The organism is Micromonospora sp. CA-249363 (genome assembly GCF_050950185.1).
GTDB lineage: Bacteria > Actinomycetota > Actinomycetes > Mycobacteriales > Micromonosporaceae > Micromonospora.
This window is the reverse complement of sequence record NZ_CP192020.1, coordinates 4641482-4662685: the sequence shown is the minus strand read 5'-3', so window position 1 is coordinate 4662685 and position 21204 is coordinate 4641482. Positions and strand designations below refer to the sequence as shown.

The following is a 21204-nucleotide window of genomic DNA, read 5'->3' as shown; positions in this document are numbered from 1 at the left end:
AGACTGCCAGCGGCCCGACCGGGGCGGGCGTGACGGCCGGACGGCCGCCCGCGCTCGTGGCGAACGCGTCCCGGCCCGCTCACCGGCGGCTGGACGGCCTGTTCGACCTGGAACTCGTGCCCGGTCCGGACGGTGATCTGCGGACGCCCAGAGGCGCCGAACCGCTGGACGCCGGTGATCTGGCCGAGCTGGTCCGGCGTACCGGAGGAGCGGGGGACGACGTCCGGATCCTGCTGGCCGGCGGTGGCCGGCACCGGGCGATCTTCGACGAGCTGGCCGCCCTGCTCGGCCGGGACGTGCTGATCACCCCGGCTGGGAGCGAACCGAGCTGGTCGGCCGTGCACTCGGCCGAGCCGACGTTCGTCGACGCCGTCACCGGCCGCCGGGCGGACTGGCAGGTGGTGCAGCCGCCGTCGATGGCCACCGAGCTGCCCGGCTGGTACGACACGAGCGACGGAACGGTGCGCGAGCGTACGGGCCCCGTCCGCCTGCCGCTCCCGGGCGGCGTCATGCTGGCATCCCGGGCCGATTTTGTGGCCCGCCGGGCGGCCGCGGCGACGCTGCTCGCCGGGCACGCGGAGCTGACCACCATCGGTGCCGTGGTGCGGTCCGGCGGGTTCGTGATCGGCGACTACACCGGCCGGCACGAGGTGGCCGACGGTCGTCGCCTGGCCGCCTCACTGGCCGAGCTGCCGCTCTACGGCACCGAGGTCCGCATGTGGGTCACCTGGCCGTCGGACCGGACGGAGCAGGGTCGGCTGGACCACAACCTGCGCAGGTTCGCCGAGACGACGGGTGCCATCGTCTGGGCGCCGGCCCCGGACGCCACCACCGAGGTGCTGGACAGCTGCCGTGACCTGAGCGCGACCGGCCGGGACGGCGGCCCGTCGTCCTGGCGCAGTTACGTCCCCTCGCTGGCGGGCCCACCGCGCTTCGTATCCGATGCCGACGGTCGTCTGTCGCCGGCCGGCGCGGTGTTGACCATCTCCACCGACGGAGCTCCGCTGATCAGCGTGGAACCCGGCCGCTGGCGCGGGGCCAGCGATCGCTACGCCGCGCTGAAGCGGCGTGACGGCCTCTTCCCCGTGGACCTGACGGTGGTGCCGGACGGCCGCTGGGCGGTCCAGTACGGCGCCTCGGGGCCGCACGTCGTGGGCCCCCGCGAGTTGCAGGTGGTGCTGCGGTCGGTCGGCTGGCAGGGCGAGGACCTGATGCTGCTGGCCACCTACCCGGCGACGGTCGCCGCCCGTCTGCACCACTACGGACGCCGCCTCTCCGAGGAGTTGCGGGCCGAGGTCTGGGTGCTCCCACCGGAAGCCGACTTCACCGTGACCGGCGGCGCGCCCCAGGCGGTCGACGGCCGGGGGCGCCCGCGCGCCTGGGAGAGGCTGACCCCGGGGGACCACACCCGGTGGCGTTCGGTGGACGGCATCCTGGTGCCCGCCCCGACCGGCGTCAGCCGACCTGCACCGGCCGTCTCCCGGCGAGCGGTGCCGGAGGCCCCGGCCGGCCCACTGCCGCTGACCGAACCGGATCCGCCTCTCGCCGCCACCAGCCGCGACGACTGGGCGCGGGCGACCGGTCACCGCGCATCGAGCGGCGCGGCGACGGTTCCGGCGAACGGGCATGGCGCACCGAGCGGCGCGGCGACGGATCCGGCGACCGGTGACCGCGCTCCGAGCGGTGTGGCGACGGCTCCGGCAACCGGTGACCGCCACGAACCCGATACGTCCGGCCCGCCCCCGCGTCCGCTGCCACCCGCCGGGGCGACGCCGCAACTGCACTCCGCGCGCCTGCGTCTCCGGCACGGCATCTACTGGCTCAGCGACCGCCCCCGGGTCAACGCCGACCCCGTCGACCTCTACGTGGTGGCCAGGACCAGCCCGGAGCGGGTCGTGGAGGACGGGCTGCCCACTCCGGACCTGTTCGCGGTCGGCCTGCTGCGTCCACCCGCCGCCGAGTCACTGCGACCGGGGGAGAGCCTGGTCCGGGTGCGGGTCGACCCGGCAGGTGCAGTGGACCTGTCGTCGATCGACGTCCACGTTCCGCCGACGCTCCAGCTGCTGCTCAACGTCCGCGAGTCCTACCTGCTGCCCGGAGGACTGCTCGACCGCACCCGGGTGGTGGCGGGCTACCTACCCGATCCGAACGGTGGTTACCGGCCGGAGACGCCGTTCGACGGCCAACAGCCGTTGCGGTTGCGCTGCTCCGGCGCGCGGCACGGGGTGGAGGGGCTGCCGGCCGACGTGCCCCGCTGGCCGCGGGCGGCCGACGGCACCGCGTACCTCCTGCTTCCGGGGCCCCGGGTGGCTGCCGACGGTGGCACCCTGGCGATCCTGGCGGCCAAGCCACGGGCAAAGGCCGGGCACCGGTTGCTGCGACTGCGGGTCCCCCGGCGGCAGGCCATCGACGTACGCGCGGCTGCCGCTCAGCTCGCGCCGTTGCAGTCGGTGCGGTCGACCGCGGCGATGCTGGACCAGAAGGGCATCGGGTTGGTTCTGCACAGCCGCGACTTCCACAAGGTGACGGTGCTCCAGACACTCGCGCCCGGCCGGTCGGGCTGGAAAGTGGTCGAGGGTCTCGACGGGGTGACGCTCGCCGACTTCCTCGCCCGCGTCGAATGAGAACCGCGTCGAATAAGAACCGACGCTGACCACAGCCGTTCATAACGGTTCGGCGTTACCGGCCGGTATTCACGCGAACTGGGGCTCGACCTGGGCCCTTCTGGGCCTTTCGGCTCAGGAACCGGGACCCACGTGATCGTTAGCGTCCTCACCGATCCAGGCGAGGAGGCCACTCATGGTTGGGCACGCATGCGCCACTGTCGACCGGAGGCTCGGAGACGATCCGGCCGAACGATCCGACCCGTCCGCTGACGACCGCCGGATGCGGGAGATCTTCACGGCCAACGTCCGGCCACTGCGCCGGTTCCTGTTCCGGCAGACCCGCGGGGATGCCGAGGCGGCCGAGGAACTGCTGCAGGAGACCATGCTGCGGGCCTGGCGCAAGATGTCCGAGCTGCCGGACAACGAGATCTCGGTCCGCCGCTGGCTGTTCACGGTGGCCCGCAACCTGGCCATCGACGCCGCCCGGGCACGGCAGTCGCGGCCGGTCGAGGTGTGCGGGGAGGACGTCACCTGGGTGCGGGCCCCCGAGGACACCTTCGACAGCCTGGTCGAGCGGGCCGTGTTGCGGGACGTGCTGCTCCAGCTCACCCCGGAACACCGCACGGTCCTGGTGGCGCTCTACTACCGGGACGCGTCGGTGGCCGAGGCCGCCGAGGCCATCGGAATCCCCGAGGGCACCGTACGCTCGCGGTCCTTCTACGCGCTGCGCACCGTACGAGAGATCATCGGCGGAAACGTCACCGGTTAGCGGAGTTCCGCCCCACGCATCGCGGCGGCGGCAGCCGAGGCGGCGACCGGGCAGAGCCAGGCCAAGCCGTCACCCACCGCTCGGACCGCGCCCAGCAGGTCGACCGGGTCGAAGTGGTTCCAGGTCAGGTAGGCCGAGGCCGGGCCGCTCAGGATCGTGCCGAGCCGGTGAATGTCGGTCTCGCCCGTGAGCAGAACGACCCGGGCGCGCCGGGCCAGCAACCGCCAGTTGGACATCCGGTCGTCGATCACCACTATCGACGGACGCAGTCGATCGACAGCGTCGCTCGCGGCGGCGTCGGTGCCGGCAACCGCCACCACTGAGAACCCGGCGCCTCGGTCGAGCAGGCGATGCAGAACGTCCCGGCCACTCTGTTCCGGGTGCGCGACGAGGACGTCTATCGGGCTCCCGGGCGGGCCGGACGGATCGGGAGCGGACATCGGGCCGCGGCGCGGTCCGGCGGCCGGGTCAACCGACGCAAAGGCCATGGTCAATGCATGCCGTTCGGTTTCGTGTGGTGGCGCGCTGCGAACGCATCGGCCGCAGCGGAGGTTCCGCCGCTGTTTACACGACGGAATTGTGGGCCGGCGGGTTCAACGGCGTCCGGCTTCTGTCGGGAATCAGCGGGCCGGGTTCTGCTGCCCCGACCACCGCAGCACCGCCTCGGTCCGGTTCCGCACGCCGAGCTTGGCGAAGGCGTGGTTGAGGTGGTTCTTCACGGTCTTCTCGCTGATCATCAGACGGCGGCCGATGGCGGCGTTCGAGTGCCCCGCGCACAGAAGGTCCAGAACGTCCTGCTCGCGGCGGGTGAGCCCGAAGCCCTCCCGGGAGCGACGTAACCGGTCGGCCCGTTCGTCGTCCGCTCGCTCGCCGGCTGCCTGCTCCCGCAGCGCCGAGATGGTCACCGCCGCGACGGCAGGGGACAGCCAGCCGTGACCGGCGGCCACCGAGCGCACCGCGCGCAGCAACTCGGGTGGGTCGAACTCCCCGTGTACGAGGTAGCCGCGGGCGCCGCGGCGCAGCATGCTGGCGATCAGCTGCGGGTCCGAGTCGCTGGTCAGCACCAGCACTGACGAGTGCTCGGCCAGCAGGGCGACGACGCTGAGCCCGTCCGCGATCGGCATCCGGTGATCCAGCAGTGTCACGCTGGGGCGGAGTCGCTGTGCGGTGGCCAGTGCGGAGCGGCCGTCCGAGGCCTCGCCGACCACCCGTACCTCGTCGGCCGTCGCGAGGAACGTCCGGATCGCCATGCGCACGATGGGGTTGTCATCCACGATCAGCACATCGATCATCGGTCGACCACCTCCGGCTCCATGTGGGAGGCGCTCGGCGTGGTCGCCGCGACGGTGGTGCCGCCACCGGCGGACGAGGTCACCGTGAGTCGGCCGCCGATGGTCCGTGCCCGCTCGGACATGCCGACCACCCCGAAGCTACCGCGCATGGCGAGCTGTGACAGGTCGTGCGGCAGGACGAAGCCGACGCCGTCGTCGTGAACGCTCAGCCGGATCCAGCCGCCCTCGTCGGTCAGCTCGACGCGCACCCGACTGGCCCCCGCGTGCTGGGCGATGTTGCGCAGCGCCTCGGACAGGATCTGGGCTAGCTCGTAGCGGGCCGCCAGCGTCGGCTCGACTTGGGCCAGGTCGAGCGACACCGGCACCCGGTTGGTCGTCGTCCAGTCGGCACAGACGTTCCGCACGGTGTCCACGAACGGATTGTCGGGTACGTCTCGGCGCAGGGCGAAGAGCAGTTCCCGGGCCTCCCGCTGCGCGGTCTCGGCACCGGTCACCACTGTGGCCGCCAGTTGCTCGGCCAGGTCGGGGTGACGACGGAGCGACGACGGCAGGGCGACTGCGGCGAACGAGATCCCACGCAGCGTTTTGGCCACCGAGTCGTGCAGGTCGCGGGCGAGGCGGGCGCGTTCCGAGGTGGCGGCGGACCGCTGCGCCGCCTGGGCGACCTCGACGGACAGCTCGATGTAGCGGGTCAGGCCGGTGGTCAGCGCGCCAGCGGCCAGGCCGGCGACGATGTCGGCGACCGGGATGGCGATGAGGAAGGGTGCCAGCAGCGAGCGGGCGTCCGGCCCCAGGGAACGCGACATCTGGGTGACCATGCCCAGCCCGAGCGCGGCCTGGGCCAGACACAGCAGCAGCCCGTCGACGCCGAGCAGGGCACCGGCGATCAGGCAGGTGCCCAGGGCGTGACCGAAGAAGGCCAAGCCCGGGCCGCCGACGACCAGCACCGACAGCGTCATGATCACTTCGACGGCGAGCACGGTCAGCCGGCGACGCAGGATGTCCGGACGCCGGCTGATCACGTAGAGCTGCGCCAGGGTGACGCCGGTGACCAGGGCCAACGCGAGCGCCGGACGGTGCGGGTCGTCGACCAGTCGGATGCTGGCCAGGATGGTGGCGATCAGGACGACCAGACGACCGATCAGCACCGCGCGGATCACCGCGCCGGCGGCGGCGAGTCGGGCCATGTCAGGAGATCGCCACTGCGTCGATGTCGGGCGCGTTGCCGGCGGCGGCATGGAGGCCGATGTCGACCGGACCGGCCGGGAGCGTGGCCCGCACGGTCACGCTGGTCGGGGTGCTCCAGCTGGTGCCGCTCACCGTCTGGGTCGGGATGGGCGAGCCGCCGCTGATGGAGATGTCCAGCTTCCGGGCGCCGACCACCCCATAGAACACCGTCACGTCGTACGCCCCGGGCGTCGGGATCGTGACGCGTATGTCGACCCGGCCGAGGTACCTGACCCGCGCGCCGCCCCGGCATGCGGCGCAGGCGGTCACCGACGCGCCCCCACTCAGCGAGCCGGTCTCCGCCTCCACGGTGATGCCGCTGAACCTCTCCGTCGTCCCGCCCGGGCCCGGGTCGGGTCGGGCCGGCCTGGTGGTGGGAGGCCGGGCGGTGGCAGCGGCCGTCGTACCGGGCGCCGACGCGGTGCTGCCGCGGTCGTCCGCCGTGCCGGCCGGCCCGGGGCTCGGTGCCCGCGCGTTCGGAGACGACGTTGTCGCGGACGGCAGCGCCACAGGAGGCGGAACCGCCGACGGCGCGACGGAGGATGGCATCGCCACCGGGCGGTCGGCGTCGGGCGCGGCCGTGGTGAGCACGGTGGGCATCACGACGGCGGCCACAGCGGTCGTGCCCACCAGCGCCAGCAGGCCGAGCCAGTGGCGAAAGCCGAATCGGGTCACCGGATCGGGCGGGTTCCCCAGGAGTCGTCGAAACGAATCGTCGGCGGGCCCCGAGGGAACGAGGGCGGGCGTGGTGGGCTCGCCGTCGACACCCGGAGCGGAGTTGCTGTGCACCGCTCGGACTCCTTGGGGGCAATGCCGAAGCGCGGACGGCCACACGGTACCCAAGCCGAACAACGTCCGCAAACAGTACGACCGCCGGCATGGGAGCGCTCTCGTGGTCACGCCCCGAGGCAATCGACCATGGAGTTGAACACAATCGCGTCCGGTTTCGTCGTCCACTGCGGAACCACCGAACGGGCCGGTGAAGGGGACACGTACATGACCATCAGGCGCCGGATTCGCTCGGCCGCGACAGTGGCCGGGATCACTGCCATGGTGACGGCGTTGGCGGTGTCACCGGCCCGCGCCGACGACTCCTTCGTGAAGTACTACACGGTCACCACGTCCTACCAGGGCTCCCCGGAGAACCTCTCCGAGATCGCCACCCGTTTCCTCGGCTCGCAGGCGCGATCGGTCGAGATCTTCAACCTGAACATCGGCCGCGAACAGGCCGACGGCAAGGTGCTCACTGATCCCGCCAAGCTCAACCCCGGCTGGCGGGTGGTGCTGCCCTGGGATGCGGTAGGTGCCGGCGTCCAGAACGGCGTCCTGCCGACGGCGATGCCGACGCCCGCACCCAGTGGATCGGCGAACGGCGGATCGTCCGGTAACCCGAAACCTCCGGCGAACCAGGGCCAAGGCGGTAAACCGGCGGTGAGCCCCAGCGCACCACCCCCCGCGACCAAGCCGGCCGGGTCGGGCTGCGCGACCGGCACTCCGGCCGGTAAGGCCCCCGACTGGGCCCGGCAGATGGTGAACGCCTCCACCGCCTGGACCCGTACCAAGGGCGAGGGCGAGCTGGTGGCCATCATCGACTCCGGTGTGGACGGCAGTCTGACGCCGCTCGCCGGCCATGTGACCGAGGGCGTCGACGTGGTCTCCGGCAACGGTCGCGGCGACATCGACTGCCTGGGAACCGGCACCGGGATGGCCGCCATCATCGTGGCCCAACCGGGTAAGGACGGTGCGCTGGGCGGCGTCGCGCCGGACGCCATCGTCATGCCCATTCGTGTGGTGACCAACGCGGCCAACGCGCACGCCGAGGACGAGGCGACAGCGATATCGGTAGCCACCGCGTCCGGTGCCACGGTGATCGCCCTGGGCGCCTACGTCGACACCGCCGACCCCACGGTCGTCGCCGCGATCAAGGAGGCGGTCGAGCACGACGTCGTGGTGGTCTGCGCCGCCCCCGCCGAAGGCGTACCGGCCGCCGCCGGGACCACGCTGCCACCCGAGGGCACGCTGCGGGTGGGCGGTGTCGGTGAGGACGGCCAGCCGATCGCGTCGTACCGGCCCGGGTCGGTGGACGTGCACGCCCCCGGCGGCCGGGTGCGAACGCTCGGGATGACCGGCGACGGCGTGGTGCAGGCTACCGGCACCCAGTACGCCGTGGCCTTCGTGGCGGGCGAGGCGGCGCTGATCCGCTCCGCGTACCCGAACCTGCCCGCCGGCGAGGTGACCAAGCGTGTCGCGCAGACCGTTCAGGCCGGGACCGGTGGGGTCAAGATGATGGACCCGGCGGCCGCGGTCACCGCCGCGCTGGTGGCCAGTGACGTCGGTGGCCCCGACCGGGGGCCGTCGGTGACCTCCGGCACCGGGCGGGTCGTCCTGCTGCTGGTCATCGGTCTGGTGCTGCTCGGCGCGCTGGTGCTGATGGTGGTCCGGATGCGCCGGCTGCTGCGCGCCAACACCGCGGGCGCCGACGACGAGAAGACCACGGCGCCGCCGTGGCCTGTTCCACAGGAAGCGCCTGCCGCCAAGTGAGATAGGCGATGACGGCTCCCAGGAGTGACGGGTGTCCGGACATCAAGGTCATCCCGTTGCCGGCCGGCGGCCTGGTGCTGACCGGTCGGTCGATGACCCAGGTCGAGCACCCGGCCGAGCTGCAGCGGGCGATCGACCTGCCGACGCCGGCCGATGCCCGGCTGGTCGTGCTGCTCGAGGAGGAGCCGTTTTCGGCCCTGGCGCAGCGGTTCTTCGACGGACAGGCATTTCGGCAGCAGTTGGTAGTGGTGCCGGGCGCGCTGTCCGACGGGCCGGTGGCCGAGTCGCTGGCCACCGACCCGGCGCCCGCTCTGCGATACGCCGAGGTCTACGGGCTCCAGGCGCAGGTGCCGATCGACCGGATTCCCGGGCCGCCCGGCGGCGTACCGGACGGCCGGTTCGTGCCGATCGACGATCAGGGCCGGGAGACCGGCTGGACCGACGCCACAGCCGTGCGGGTGTTGCCGGCCACCCACGTGGCTGCCCGCGAAGCGATTCGGGTGGCGGTGGAGATCGCCGGGGGTGCCGAACTCGACCCCGGCCGTCGGCTGCGCGATCTGCTCGACCGGTTGGCCGGGCGGCCGGTGCCGCCGCCGGCGCTCGCCGCCGCCGTGCACCTCGTCCGGCACGGCCTGCCGGACGCCACCGACAGTGCCGGACTGACCGCCTCCGCCATGCCGGTCACGACCGAGAGGCTGTTGCGGCTGGTCGGCGAAGAACCGGGCCTTGTCGCGCCCTTCGACCCCGGCGCGGCGCAGTCCGGCCGGCGGACAGACCTGCCCGGCCTGTACGCCGACATGCCGGAACTGCTCGACGAGGTCGACTCGATCACCGACCTCGACGACCTGGTGCAGGGGCTGACCACGAGTGTCCGCGAGGCCGTCATCCGGCGGATGAACGCCACCTGGCGGCACGCGCTGCCGGGTGCGCTGCTGACCGTTCCCGACCTGTCCGAACTCACCACCGCACTACGGGAGGACCCACTCTCGTTCTTCCCGGACGGGCGCAGCTTCGACGTCCGCGACGGCACCCTGCACTGGCACCGAGTGTCGATCAGGCCGGACCGGGACGATGCGCACGCCGAGCGGGTGCCGCAGGAGGAGGACCACGCCAAGTACGACACCCGACTGGACGCCGCACTGGGCGAGAGGTCGGTCGCCACGGTGGGCGTCAGCGGCTCGATCGGCGTCGGCGCCCTAGTGCCCGGCCGGCTCGGCCCCGGGGGTGGTGTGGCTGTCGAGAGCGTGCTCTCCCGACCCATCGAGTCGATCGAGGCGAGTTCCAAGCTGACCAGTTCGCACAACATCCGCAGCGGCGGCCGCTCGCACCTGGTCGGCGCGCCGACCATGTTCCGGGTGTCGGTCACCGACGTCCGCGGGCCGCTGACGCCGCCGGACGCCACGCCGGGGACCCCGGTGACAGCCACCGTGCACTACCGCGCGGTCGACGACATCGCCGTCGTCACGCCGGGACAGCAGCAGGAGTTCGAGATCGGCGCCCACCTGACATCGCTGCTGGTGGAGAAGTTCACGCCGCTGCGCATCCTGCGGGCCGGCTTCGCCGACGAGGTCGCCGACGACGGGACCGGCCTGACCGGCTGGCACGACGTCCAGGAGGAGCTGATCAACCGGCTCTATACCACCGGGACCGTCCAGCCCGGCACGATGGGCGCGAACAACGTCCGCGACCTGCTCGACCGCCGCTCGATCCTGAGCCTGCTGATCCCGTCCCTGGACGGCGGCGCGCACCCACCGACCGTCCGCAGCCGCCACGGCGCCCACGCGCTCAGCCTCGAGCTGACCGCGACCGTACCGGCGGGCACGCCGATCGGTGACATCGCAAAGGCCTCCTTCCGTACGCAGCCGGGCCTGCACGCGACGCGCAAGGTCACCCACACCAGCCGGGTCGGCGGTGGCGTGTCCGTGGTGCCGCTGCGCTGGGGCCTGATCGGCGGGTACGTCCAGTTCCGCGTCTTCGGCGGCCTGGTCCGGTCCATGGCCGCCTCCGCCTCGTCGAGTAGCCAGTCCCGCTCCGGCACCGAGTTCAAGGACATCCCGGACACGCTTGTCGCGCTACGGTTCGACGTCACAGTGACCCCGGCTCTGCGCGAGCTGCCGATGACCCGGATGGGCTCGACCGGGGCGGTCGGCCCGATCACGCTGCGCCTGGTCGTGCTCGGCCACCTGCCGACGGCCGACCTGCGGCACATGAAACCGAGGGCGGCCGGCGCCGGAGCCGAGCAGCCGGCCGGTCCCGAACAGCCGGCCGCCGCTGGCCCGCACGTCCCGCCGTACGCGTTCACCGGCGGTCGGTCGACGACCCAGGGGCTCAGCCAGTTCCTCCAGTTCTCGCTCGACGTGCAGGAGTTCGTGCGCCGGTTCGAGGGCGGCTTCCTGCCCCGCTTCGAGGAGCCGACCCGGATCCGCCACATGTACAGCAGCCGCGCCGCCCTGGAGCGGCAACACAACCGGTCCATGCTGGACCGCGTGTTGACCCCGGCAGGGCGACGGCAGGGCCAGGGGAGCGGCCTGAAGGCCGGCCAGGTCATCGAACTGACCCGGACGAAGAAGTGGGGCAGCCGGCACATCGTCATCCACGTACGGGAGCGCTACACCGGGCAGTTCACCTACCGGGGCATCGAGAAGGGAGTCGCGGTCCGCACCGTGCGGGTGGACGGCGAGCAGCACAAGGTCGTTGCGGGACGTCAGGTCCGGATCATCGGTGCGGTCGAAGGCGGCGTGATCCTGCGGTTCCTCGGATCGGTGACGGCCGCGCTGTCGCTCGGCGGATCCGCCGAAGGACGGTTCCGGCTCGGCCGGCGGGGCGGGGCGAGTCGCGCCGGGCAGGAGATCCGCCTCCATGGCGGCACCCCGGACTCGGCCGCCTTCGACAACAACCTCGAACTGACCGCCGACGTGTACGCGTACAGCAGGCACGTGGCCTGGGACAGGCACGCGCGCCTGCGTGTCGGCCGGGTCTACCGGCAGCGGTTGCCGCGGCCGGGCGTCGGTAGTCGCGCAGTCACCGCGGAGCAGGCGCCTGGGCCCAGCGGCCGGCCGATGACCCGCTTCCGGATGGTCGAGACAAAACCGGTGACGGTGCTGTTCGACAGGTCGAGCGTGCTCGCCGAGGCGATCGACGCCCCGGCCGTGTTCGAACCGCGGCCGGACCCGTTGGGCGTGCACCGCCGGACCCAGTTGCCGCTGGGGACGTTGCGCGACTGGGTGGACGGTCTCCCGCCGGCCGACGCCGGAAGCGGCAGGGTGCGGATCACTGACTGGTTGTCGGTGGAGGCATTCCCGGCCGGCGCGCACCTGATCGACCTCGCCAAGGACGCCTTCCTCGACCTGCAGCGGTATACGACGGGCCGGGTCTCCCGCACGAAGCTGCACGGTCTGCGCGGGGTCGACGCGATGCGGGACGGGATGCCGGTCTGGGCCGGACTGATCGGCGAGCTGGGTGACGAGGTCCAGGCCGCCACCGTCCGCGCGATGCTCGTCGGGCACTGGCAGTTCGACAAGTTCACGCCCGGGGACCACGGCGCCGCCAGCGACCTGGCCATGGCCGCGTCCCTGTTCAACGCGCACGTCCTCGCCGCGTACGGGACGATCACCACCGAGACGGCCACCGTCAGCTCGGTCGAGCGCGACAGCGTGCGCACCAACGAGCAGCAGATCGTCGCCCGAGCCGTGGGCGGTGTCAACGTCCGGAAGTCCGGCAGCGTCGAGACGAGCACGAGCGGCGGCGGCACCCTGTTCGCGGCGGCGGTCGAGCGGCTGCTCTGGGCCCGGTCCGCCCAGACCGGCCGTACGGTCTTCAGCGCGATCGAACGCAACCGCAACAACCGCAAGGCCACCGTGCGCTCGTACCTGGTCAGGTTCGACATGCGGCTGAGCGTGGCCGCCGAGATCACCACGGACCCGCACCGCTTCCGGTGGTGGCCAAGCTCGCTGCGTACCGGTAGCTGGCTGCACCACGTCAAGTGGGCGCGGCGCGACGGCATCGTCCGTAACGCGATCTACCTCCGGCTGCCGGCAGCGGTGGCCGACGAGCTGGGTCTCCTGGACCGGCTCGACGGCGACTCCGGCCGGGCCGGCGCCCCGTGGCAGCCGGCGACCCGGGCACGGGTGCGACTGACCGACGGCGTCAGCCTCGGCTCGGGCATCTGGAACCCGCGCGACGCGCCCGACCTGAGCGACCGGGTGGCCCGCGAACTCGCCCGCGTCGCGCGCGACCCCCCGCCCGGTACCAGCTGGACCGAGGCGCTGACCAGCGCGATCACGTTCTGGGACGCGAACGGCCGGGCGGCCGCCCGCACGGCTCGGGCGGAGAGCCGAGCGACGCGATCGACGATCAAGGCCGCCAGGACGCTGTCGGAGTCGCTGACCGCCGACGGCCTGCACGACCCCATGCTCAACCGCCGTCGGCTGCGATACCTGACCAGCGCCGAGGGCATCACCCGGCACCTGCCGTCGATGGCCGACGGCGGCGCCGACGTCCTGCACATCGAGCCGAGCCGGCTCACCCAGCACCCGCGCGACGCCCGGCTGATCGCGACGCCACTCGGACCGCCGCGCCTGGACGGCTTCCTCGCCGACCACGACGACCTGGACGTCAAGTTCGTCTCCGGTGCGGAGACGAGCCGCGAGGTCCAACGGGCGCAGGGTCACGCGATCACGGCCGGCGTGTCCGGAACGGGAATCAGCAACCACCGCGGCGAGAACCTCGCCGCTGGCCTCGGCGACGCGGTCGGGCACAGCAGACAGGTGGCGAACGCGGCCAGCGCCGGCAGCGAGACCCTGCGCAGCGACCTCAGCTCGGGCCGGGGAGTCAAGGCCCGGCTCACCACGCCCGTCCGGTTCTCGCTCGTCGTCTTCGACAGGGGTGAGCAGATCGGCAATCCGCTGCTGACAGTGGACGACGAGGTCACCCAGGACCGCTGGGCCGGCGACCTGCGCCTGGCCTACGCGCCGGGCACGACCATCAGGGCCCCGGCCCACTACCGGGTCGCGGCACCGGCGCAACTCCCGCCCGGATGGTCGCTCAGCAACGGCATGCCTCTGCCGGCCCGGTTCGTCGCCGAGGACCTGACCCAGGTCGCGGCCATCCAGGCCACTGTCGGCGCGCTGCTGCAGGGCGAGGCCCGGAGGCTGGCGAAACCCGGGTACGCCCCCACCCACCTGATCCACGAGAGCATCACGGCGGAGATGCTGCTGCCCGGCGTACCGAAGATGTTGTCGGCGGACGGCCTGGACCTGCCCACCGTGACCAGCACACAGATCTTCGGCCAGAAGGTCGGCATCAACGTCCGGCTGCTGCCGGAGAGCGCCTCGCTGGGCGGCCTCAGCTCGGCCGTGTTCCGCGAACACGCGCGGCAGAACAGCGGCGGTGTCAGCGCGACCACCAACCAGCGGGACCAGGCGTTGCGGACGCCACGGGTGCTGTTCGGTCGGGGCTACGCCGAGGACGCCGGCCAGGGCGTCGGACTGGGCGGCCCGGGCGCGGTGTCCGGCGACGCCCACATCCTCGACGACACGCAGAAGGTCACCGGCGGCCTGCTCGGCAACGTCAAGCCGGAGAGCCGTTCGGCCGCTGTCGACTACCTGGGCCGGGTTGTCGTCACCCTCACCCTGCCCCGGCACCTCTGGGACGTCTTCTCCGGCCCGCGCCTGGTGATCAGTCCGGACACGGCCGAGCGGAGCATGGTGCGGCTGCGGATGGGCCTGCATGACGCCCGCATCGCCATGCACCTGCCGGCCGAGCCGGACCGCGCCGGCTCCGAGCAGCCCGGCCGCGTCGCCGCCTTCTCGGCGGTCGCCGAGCAGGAGGCACGGCTCGCCGCGGCGGCAAACGCGTTCACCACGGCGGCCGAAGCGTTGGACGACGCCCGCTACACCGCACAGGCGGCCAGAGACGACCCGACGGCCCGGGCCGGGCACGAGAAGCGGCTTCCCGACCTGCTGACCGCCTGGGACGATGCCGGCCGGACGTGGTGGGAACTGGCCCAGGAGCACTGGCGGCTGGTCGACGAGTTCCGGCACGCGTACATCGGGGTCTCGACCGAGGTAACGGACCCGGCCGGACCCGGCGTGGTGCTGCAACGGATCAGCGAGGCGGCAGTCTCGGCAACCATCGTCGATCCGCCCCGGACCGCCTCGCTGCGCGAGCAGATCATCGACGCGTTGAAGACTCCCGGAGCGGCACGGGACGTCGAGGGAGTCCTGGTGATCGGTGACGAGGCTGGATGGGCCGGTCGTGAGGCGGCGCTCCGGGCGATGCTGGCCGCCGCGCGGGCCGGCGACGCCCCGGCGATCCTGATCAACGGTGACGCCCTGGCCCGCGCCGAACGCGCCGAGCGGGCCGCTGCCGAGCGGGCCGCCCAGGCGCGGGCCGCCCAGCGGGAGAACCTCCCCACTGACGTGTCCACCGGCTCACCCCTCGACAGCGAGCTGCGTGCGCTCGGCGCTGCCCTGCGCCGGTACGCCGCCGCCGAGGTGGAACCGGTGGTCTACACGACGGCAGCCACGGAGGGCCTGAGCCGGTTGCTGGAGACCTACCGGGTCGTCTCGGTCACCGGTGTGAGCGCCGGGATGGACACCGCCTGGCAGGTCACCGGGCCGCCCGGCGTCGCGCCGGGACCACTCCTGCCGCTCGGCCAGGCGGTGAGTGCGCAGGCCGCCGGCCGCCTCGTGCCACTCGACGTCCCGCCGGTGCCCCCGAAGCTGGCCACCTGGCTGGCCGCGAAGGACTGGCCTGCGGCGTCGGTCTACCTGGGCGAGCAGCGTGCGGACCTGCGCACGCCGGAGGTGCGCGACGCGCTGGACCGGCTCGTGCGTGCCGAACCGGGCAATCGGGAACTGCGCGCCTATCAGGTCGTGCTGGAGTTGGCGGACCGGCCCGAGCTGACAGTCGCGCTCGACCATCTGAACCCCGCAGCCGACGTGCGGCAGCGCGGCGAGTCGACCACCCGGCTGCTGCGGTCGATGGTGGACCGGCAGATCACCATCGCGCAGGCCGCGGCTCTCGCCGAGGGACGGCTGGCGCGCGACGGGCCCCCGCCGGGCGTCGCGGAGGTCGACACCGGCCGGGCGGACGCCATCCTGCTGCGGGCGGTGGGCCTGCTGCTCGACATCGCGCCGGAGCGGGCGGACGACCTGACCGCCGAGAACTACCGGCAGGCTCTGGCGCTCATCGCGGGCTGTGTGATCACGGCTACCGACAAATGGCTGTGGCTGCTGCGGCTGAAGGATCTGGAGGCAGATCTGCCCGCCGAGATCGTGGCGCTGCTGCGCGTCTTCTCCGATAGGCTGGCCAGCAACTGCTGATTGGTAGACCAGCCCATGGCGAATAAGCCCCGGACGACAACTGGCTGCGGTAAGACCCGCCCTGGGTTCGGACTGTCCACACTCTATTCACCTCATGTTGGTCTGTCCAGTCCCTACCTGACGTTCCGCTCGACTCCGCTCGCGGGAGCACCTGATGACCATCCAGCTACCCATGGTCGTACTGTCGCCCGGCGAACTCTGCGCCGACGGACGGATCGCCCTCGGCCCCGGCGGTCTGCTGATCGGCACTGCGCCGGTTCTCCCGGGCGATGCGCCGGCGATCGCCGGGGCGTACGCGACGCCGCCGGCGCGCGGGCTGGCGCCGGTCGTGCCGACGGGGCAGGCGGTGCTGGACTGGACACGACTGACCGGCTTCCTCGCCCGGCAACCCCGGGCGGCACTCGACCGTATGGTCATCGCGTTGCCCCACGACCTCGTCGCCGGCCTGACGCTTGACGAGCTGACCCGACGTGCCGACCAGCTCCGGCTGCCGACCCTGGCGTGGCTGACCGATCTGGTCGGCGAGGCTGTCGACGCGCAGGCGTCCGGGCACCGCGTGCAGTACCTGGACGGCCACGGCGATCCGACCACCGCCGGACACGCCGTCTCGGTAGTGGTCCACCCGATCGACCCGCTGGTCGACGACCCGTACGCGAGTCTGCCCGAATCCGTCGTGGCGCAGGCGCTGACCAAGCCCAACCCGTCCGCCCGCATCGTCCTGGCCGACGACGGCGTGCACATCAACCTGTCCCCGACACTCGTCGCGGCGGCGTTCGCGGAGGTGCTGACCGGTATCCGGGCGCACGCGCTGCCCGTCGGAGACGCCGCCGCGGCCGCGCTCGGGGTGGCGGCCACCGACCGGGTTCCCGGGTACGCCGCCGTGCCCGCCCGCCTGTCCGCCCTGACGCCCGAGGCGGTGGCCCTGCTCCTGGCCGACGACCAGCCGTACCTCGTCACCCGGCACGCGGGAACCGGCGCGCTGGCCGTTCTCGACCCGGCGACGGCCGCTCCCGGCCGGCCCCCGCTGGGCGCCACGACCGTCCGCGTCGCGTCGCCGCCCGGCCTCACCGTCGCCGAGGCGATGGCCCGGCTGCGTGGCGCGGTCCTGGGTGGGTGGTCCGTGCTCGGCCGCGACGCGGTGGACGTCCTGGCTGAGTGGACGATCGCCGACGGGGCCCGGCGCGCGGTCGAGGCGGTCGGCGAGCCGCTGCCACTCACCGACGACCTGCGGCGGCTGATCCTCACCGCGTCCACGGTCGATCAGACGGTGCTCGTGCTGCGCCCGCCGGTGCCCGGACGGCCACTGGCCGACGGGGTGGTCGCCGCAGCCGAGAGGAGGATCGACCAGATCGGCTGGGACGGCGTGGTGCCGGCGCTGGTGAACCTTGCCCGGACCACGCCGGACGCGCTACTGCCGATCCTGGACCGGGCCGGAGCGTCGCTGTTCCGGCAGGATCCGGGGGCGGCCACCGGGGACACGTTGTTCCTCGGCATCCCGTGGACTGTTCGCCACCCGGGCGGGACGCACGGCCCGGCGGCCGAGGAGATTACGGGGGAGGCGCTGCAAGCGGCCGGGCGGGGTCGCCGGGCCGCGCTCGCCGCACCGACGGCGGCCGTGGCGACGCTGCTGTCTCAGCCACTCACCGCCGGCCTGCGGCCGCTGGTCGCCAGCCCCGGGCCCGCACTGGTCGCCCAACATGCCGAGGTCGCGGCGCGGGCCGCCCAGGTCGGCGGGTACGCCGGGCACGACGCCCTCCTCCACCTGGCCGGGCAGGACCGGCTGGACGAGACCATGAGATATCTGGCGGCCGCCGATCGGGAGTACGGCGCGGTGCTCGACCCGATTCTCGGCCTACCGGACACGGCACGGGTGCTGGACGCGTTGCCGCACCTCGCCACGCTGGCCGGCACGGGGCTGGGTGACCCGGTGAGCGACACGGTCACCACGACGCTCGGCCGGCTGATGACCGGGGAGATCACCAGGGAGCAGGCGACGGAGGCCGTCCGGAAGCTGCGCGGCAGGCTCCCCGGCCTCGCCAGTCGGGAGCGACGCAACTGGACCGAGCGGCTCACCCGGCTGGCCCGGGAACAGCCGAGTCAGTTCGAGAACATCAGTGCGGTAGCCACAGCGGTCCTGGAATGCCCGGACTCGTGACGCTACCCGCGGGCGGGAACGCCGGCTGGGGGATGGCCGGCGTTCCCGCCCGCGGTCAGCGCCCGCCCGAGGTGGTCCAGGTCTTCACGTTGGCCCACTCGCAGTCCGTGTAGTTGTTCCAGGCCAGGTTCAGCGAGGAGGCGATCTCACCGCACACGCCGTTCGGGCCGAGCAGGCCGTCGGCGGCCACATTCCACTCGTGCTGGAGATCCTGGTAGTAGGACTGCGCCGGGCCCTGCCAGTAGTCCTTCAACGGGTCCAGCTTGTTCCGCAGTGCGATGAGCTGGCTCTCGATGGTCTCCGCGTAGCTCGCCATCCGGCTGCCGGCTGACTCCAGCTCCGGTGGCACCCGCAGGTTGCTGCCCGTGGGGTCGGTCATGGTGGTCCTCCGTCGGCTCGTTCGGTCAGTTCAGATTCGCCTGGGGAAGGGCTTCGTTGACGTCCTTGAACTGCGACTCAACGGCCGCCTCGGTGGTGGTGTAGTTGTGGAAGTTGCCTTGCAAGCCGTCCGCGATGCCGGTCAGCGAGTCGTTCAGCATCTGGCCGTACCTGTCGAAGTCGTTCATCAGGTTCTGGTACTGCTTCGAGGAAGCGCCGAGCCACTGCGCCGCCAGATCGGACACGTAGGAGCGCATGCTGGCCAGTTCACCGCTGACGTCGGTCACCGTCTGCAGGCACGCTTTGTTGCCTTCCTGGAGCATCTGAAAGGTAATTCCGATCGGTTGCGCCATCGGCCTCTCCCGCCACGTCTCGTCCGAGTCCTCCGGGGCGACCCCGGCTACGCCGCCGACTCTCGCATGTCGTTGCCCGCGTCCGACAGTGGCCGCTTCCGGGACACCGACATCCCTGGACGTGGACGTCGGGCCAGCCCGGACCGGGGGACGGTCCTCACGATGCCGTACGCGGTGGGATGTTCACCGCGGGTCCGGGGCCGAGGTTGAGACTGAACTCCGGCGGCTCGGACGACTGCGTCTGAAAGCCGGTCGTCGAGGAACCCTCCACCGGGATCGGCGTCAGGGTGGTGAGCACCGACTTCTCCACGTCGACATAGTTGTTGTACGAGAGCTGCATCCGCCGGACCGCCTCGGACAGCACGCTCGCCACGCTCCGCGACAGATTCATGAAGTCGTCGACGTGCCCGTGGAAGTGGTCGCTGCCCGGGCTGCGCCACAGGGTGCCGTGGATGGTCAGGAACTGGTTGCCGATCGCCCGCAGATTCTCGTTGATGATGTCGCGTTGGTCGGACACCTTCTGGATCGCCTCGAGCAGCTCCCGCATCCCGACCTCGTAGGTGAACGTGACGCCGTTCGGGTTGGTCTGGGAGAGCGGGACCCCTTCCGGGTTCATGATGACGGTCGTGGTCTCGCCGTCGTGGGTGTAGATCCATTTCGTGTCGCCGGCGCCGTTGACGTCGTAGTCGACGTGCACGGTGGTGATCGAGCCGTCCCGATCGCGGAGATAGCCGTCGATCGGCCGCCCCTGGGAGTCGAACGTCGTGAACGTCCAGTCGTTGGCCACCTCCTTGTACGGCTTGCCGTCGGCGTTCATCCAGATCTTCGGGCCGCCGTCGGAGTACGTCCAGATCGATCCGCCCTTACCGTCCGACGTGATGGTGAGGGTCTCACCGCTGGACGAGTTGGACCCGCTCGTCGGCTTGCCGTCGGTGTAGAAGATCGTCCAGTTGTCCGGCATCTGCTGCTTGACCAGCTCGCCGGACGCCGAGTCGAAGGTGACGCGCGTCCCGTCCGGGTAGGTGTAGGTCGCCTGGCCGTCGTTGTGCGTGATGTCGGCCGAGGTGGCGGGCCGTCCGTTCTGCGCGGGAATCTCGACGTGCTGCGGGTTGCCGTCGGCGTCGAACCGGCTGTAGACGGTCCCGTCGGGCATCTTTTCGGTGAGGACCGTGCTGCCGTCCGGCCCGTAGGTGACGACCGTCTTGTCGGGGTACGTGTAGATCGTGTTGCCGCCGTCGTAGCTGATGTCCGCCGACGTGGGCGGCTTCCCGTCAATCGGCGGAATCTCGATGTGGTGCGGGTTGCCCTCGGCGTCGAAGCGGGTGAAGACCATCCCGTTCGACATCGTCTCGCTGAGGATCGTCGTGCCGTCCGGCCCGTAGGTGACAACCGTGTCGTCGGGGTAGGTGTAGATCGTGTTGCCGCCGTCGTACGTGATGTCGGCCGAGGTGGGAGCGTTGCCGTTGGCCGACGGCATCTCCACGTGATGCGGCTTTCCGCCCTCGAACTCGCTGTAGACGGTGCCGTCGGGCAGTTTCTCGCTGAGGACCGTCGTGCCGTCCGCGCCGTAGGTGACAACCGGCCCGTCCGCGTACGCGTAGACGGTGTGGCCGTCGACGTAGCTGATGTCGGCCGAGGTGGCCGGCCTGCCGTCGGTCGGCGGAATCTCGACGTGCCGCGGCTTGTCGTCCTCGAACTGCGAGTAGACGAGACCGTCCGCCGTCCTCTGCGTGATCAGCTCGTTGGTCGCCTCGTCGTAGGTGAGCACGGTCTTGTCGGCGTAGGTGTAGATGACCGTGCCGTCGCCGTACGCGATGTCGGCCGAGGTGGCCGGCTTTCCTCCGAACGGCGGCACGTCGACGTGCTGTGGCCGGTTGCTCGCGTCGAACCTCGTGTAGACGGTGCCGTCCGGCATCGTCTGGCTGACCAACTCGTTGTTGCTGGTCTGGAACCTCAGCACCGTCTTGTCGGCGTAGGTGTAGATCGTGTACGGGTTGTCGTACGCGATCGAGGCCGACGAGGCCGGGTCGCCGTTCCCGGCCGGGATCTCGATGTGGTGCGGTCGCCCCGCGGCGTCGAACTCGGTGTATTCGCTGCCGTCGGCGGTCTTCTCCTCCCGGATCGTTCCGGCGCTGTCAAAGGTGACAGCGGTACCGTCGGCGTACGTGTAGACCGTGTCGCCGCCGTGGTAGGCGATGTCGGCGGAGCTGGCGGGGGTGCCGTCCTTGGCGGGAATGTCGACGTGATGGGGTTTGCCGTCGGCGTCGAACCTGGTGTAGACGCTGCCGTCGGCGGTCCTCTCCTCGAGGACCGTGCCGCTGCCGTCGTAGGTGACGACCGACCGGTCGGTGTACGTGTAGATGGTGTGGTCACCGTCGTAGGTGATGGCCGCCGACTTCGCCGGCTGACCCGCCGAACCGGGGATCTCCAGGTGGTGTGCGCGACCATCGGCGTCGAAGCCGCTGTAGACGGAGCCGTCCGGCGAGGTCTGCCGGAGCACCGATCCGTCGTCGGCGTATTCGACGACAGTGCCGTCCGCGAGGGTCTTGGTGGCCATC

Annotated in this window: 12 protein-coding genes; 5 read left to right on the top strand and 7 right to left on the bottom strand. The window is 71.8% G+C overall.

Annotation, left to right across the window (positions count from 1 at the left end; all coding sequences use genetic code 11):
- Window positions 1-29: 29 nt before the first annotated feature.
- Both ACQPZK_RS20855 and ACQPZK_RS20850 read left to right on the top strand, forming a co-directional pair.
- Complete coding sequence (locus ACQPZK_RS20855) at window positions 30-2624, top strand: hypothetical protein (protein WP_433534620.1); 2595 nt, start codon at window positions 30-32, stop codon at window positions 2622-2624.
- A 175-nt stretch (window positions 2625-2799) separates the two neighbouring features.
- Window positions 2800-3375, top strand: a complete 576-nt coding sequence (locus tag ACQPZK_RS20850; RefSeq protein WP_433534619.1) for a sigma-70 family RNA polymerase sigma factor — start codon at window positions 2800-2802, stop codon at window positions 3373-3375.
- Here ACQPZK_RS20850 and ACQPZK_RS20845 read toward each other — a convergent pair.
- The 4 genes from ACQPZK_RS20845 to ACQPZK_RS20830 all read right to left on the bottom strand — a co-directional run bounded on the left by ACQPZK_RS20845 (window position 3372) and on the right by ACQPZK_RS20830 (window position 6683).
- Entirely contained in the window at window positions 3372-3692 is a 321-nt protein-coding gene (locus tag ACQPZK_RS20845) for a hypothetical protein (RefSeq protein ID WP_433534618.1), read from the bottom strand. The two genes, ACQPZK_RS20850 and ACQPZK_RS20845, sit on opposite strands and share 4 nt — an antisense overlap.
- Window positions 3693-3995: 303 nt before the next feature.
- Window positions 3996-4667, bottom strand: coding sequence for a response regulator (locus ACQPZK_RS20840; RefSeq protein WP_433534617.1), 672 nt, complete (start codon window positions 4665-4667; stop codon window positions 3996-3998).
- A complete protein-coding gene (locus tag ACQPZK_RS20835; RefSeq protein ID WP_433534616.1) occupies window positions 4664-5854 on the bottom strand; it encodes a sensor histidine kinase in 1191 nt (396 codons plus the stop codon). Before ACQPZK_RS20835 ends, ACQPZK_RS20840 begins: the two co-directional genes overlap by 4 nt.
- Before the next feature lies 1 nt (window position 5855).
- Complete coding sequence (locus tag ACQPZK_RS20830) at window positions 5856-6683, bottom strand: hypothetical protein (RefSeq protein WP_433534615.1); 828 nt, start codon at window positions 6681-6683, stop codon at window positions 5856-5858.
- A 207-nt stretch (window positions 6684-6890) separates the two neighbouring features.
- Here ACQPZK_RS20830 and ACQPZK_RS20825 point away from each other — a divergent pair, with 207 nt between their 5' ends.
- The 3 genes from ACQPZK_RS20825 to ACQPZK_RS20815 all read left to right on the top strand — a co-directional run bounded on the left by ACQPZK_RS20825 (window position 6891) and on the right by ACQPZK_RS20815 (window position 17915).
- Window positions 6891-8435, top strand: coding sequence for a S8 family serine peptidase (locus ACQPZK_RS20825; RefSeq protein ID WP_433534614.1), 1545 nt, complete (start codon window positions 6891-6893; stop codon window positions 8433-8435).
- An 8-nt stretch (window positions 8436-8443) separates the two neighbouring features.
- Window positions 8444-15760: a hypothetical protein gene (locus ACQPZK_RS20820; RefSeq protein ID WP_433534613.1), complete on the top strand. Its 7317-nt coding sequence runs from the start codon at window positions 8444-8446 to the stop codon at window positions 15758-15760.
- 154 nt (window positions 15761-15914) lie between these two features.
- Window positions 15915-17915: a hypothetical protein gene (locus ACQPZK_RS20815; protein ID WP_433534612.1), complete on the top strand. Its 2001-nt coding sequence runs from the start codon at window positions 15915-15917 to the stop codon at window positions 17913-17915.
- A gap of 55 nt (window positions 17916-17970) precedes the next feature.
- Here ACQPZK_RS20815 and ACQPZK_RS20810 read toward each other — a convergent pair whose 3' ends face one another.
- The 3 genes from ACQPZK_RS20810 to ACQPZK_RS20800 all read right to left on the bottom strand — a co-directional run bounded on the left by ACQPZK_RS20810 (window position 17971) and on the right by ACQPZK_RS20800 (window position 21203).
- A complete protein-coding gene (locus tag ACQPZK_RS20810) occupies window positions 17971-18294 on the bottom strand; it encodes a WXG100 family type VII secretion target (protein WP_282260662.1) in 324 nt (107 codons plus the stop codon).
- 25 nt (window positions 18295-18319) lie between these two features.
- Complete coding sequence (locus tag ACQPZK_RS20805) at window positions 18320-18646, bottom strand: WXG100 family type VII secretion target (RefSeq protein WP_433534611.1); 327 nt, start codon at window positions 18644-18646, stop codon at window positions 18320-18322.
- 157 nt (window positions 18647-18803) lie between these two features.
- On the bottom strand, window positions 18804-21203 hold the full coding sequence (locus ACQPZK_RS20800) for a hypothetical protein (protein WP_433534610.1): 2400 nt from the start codon (window positions 21201-21203) through the stop codon (window positions 18804-18806).
- Window position 21204 lies beyond the last annotated feature (1 nt).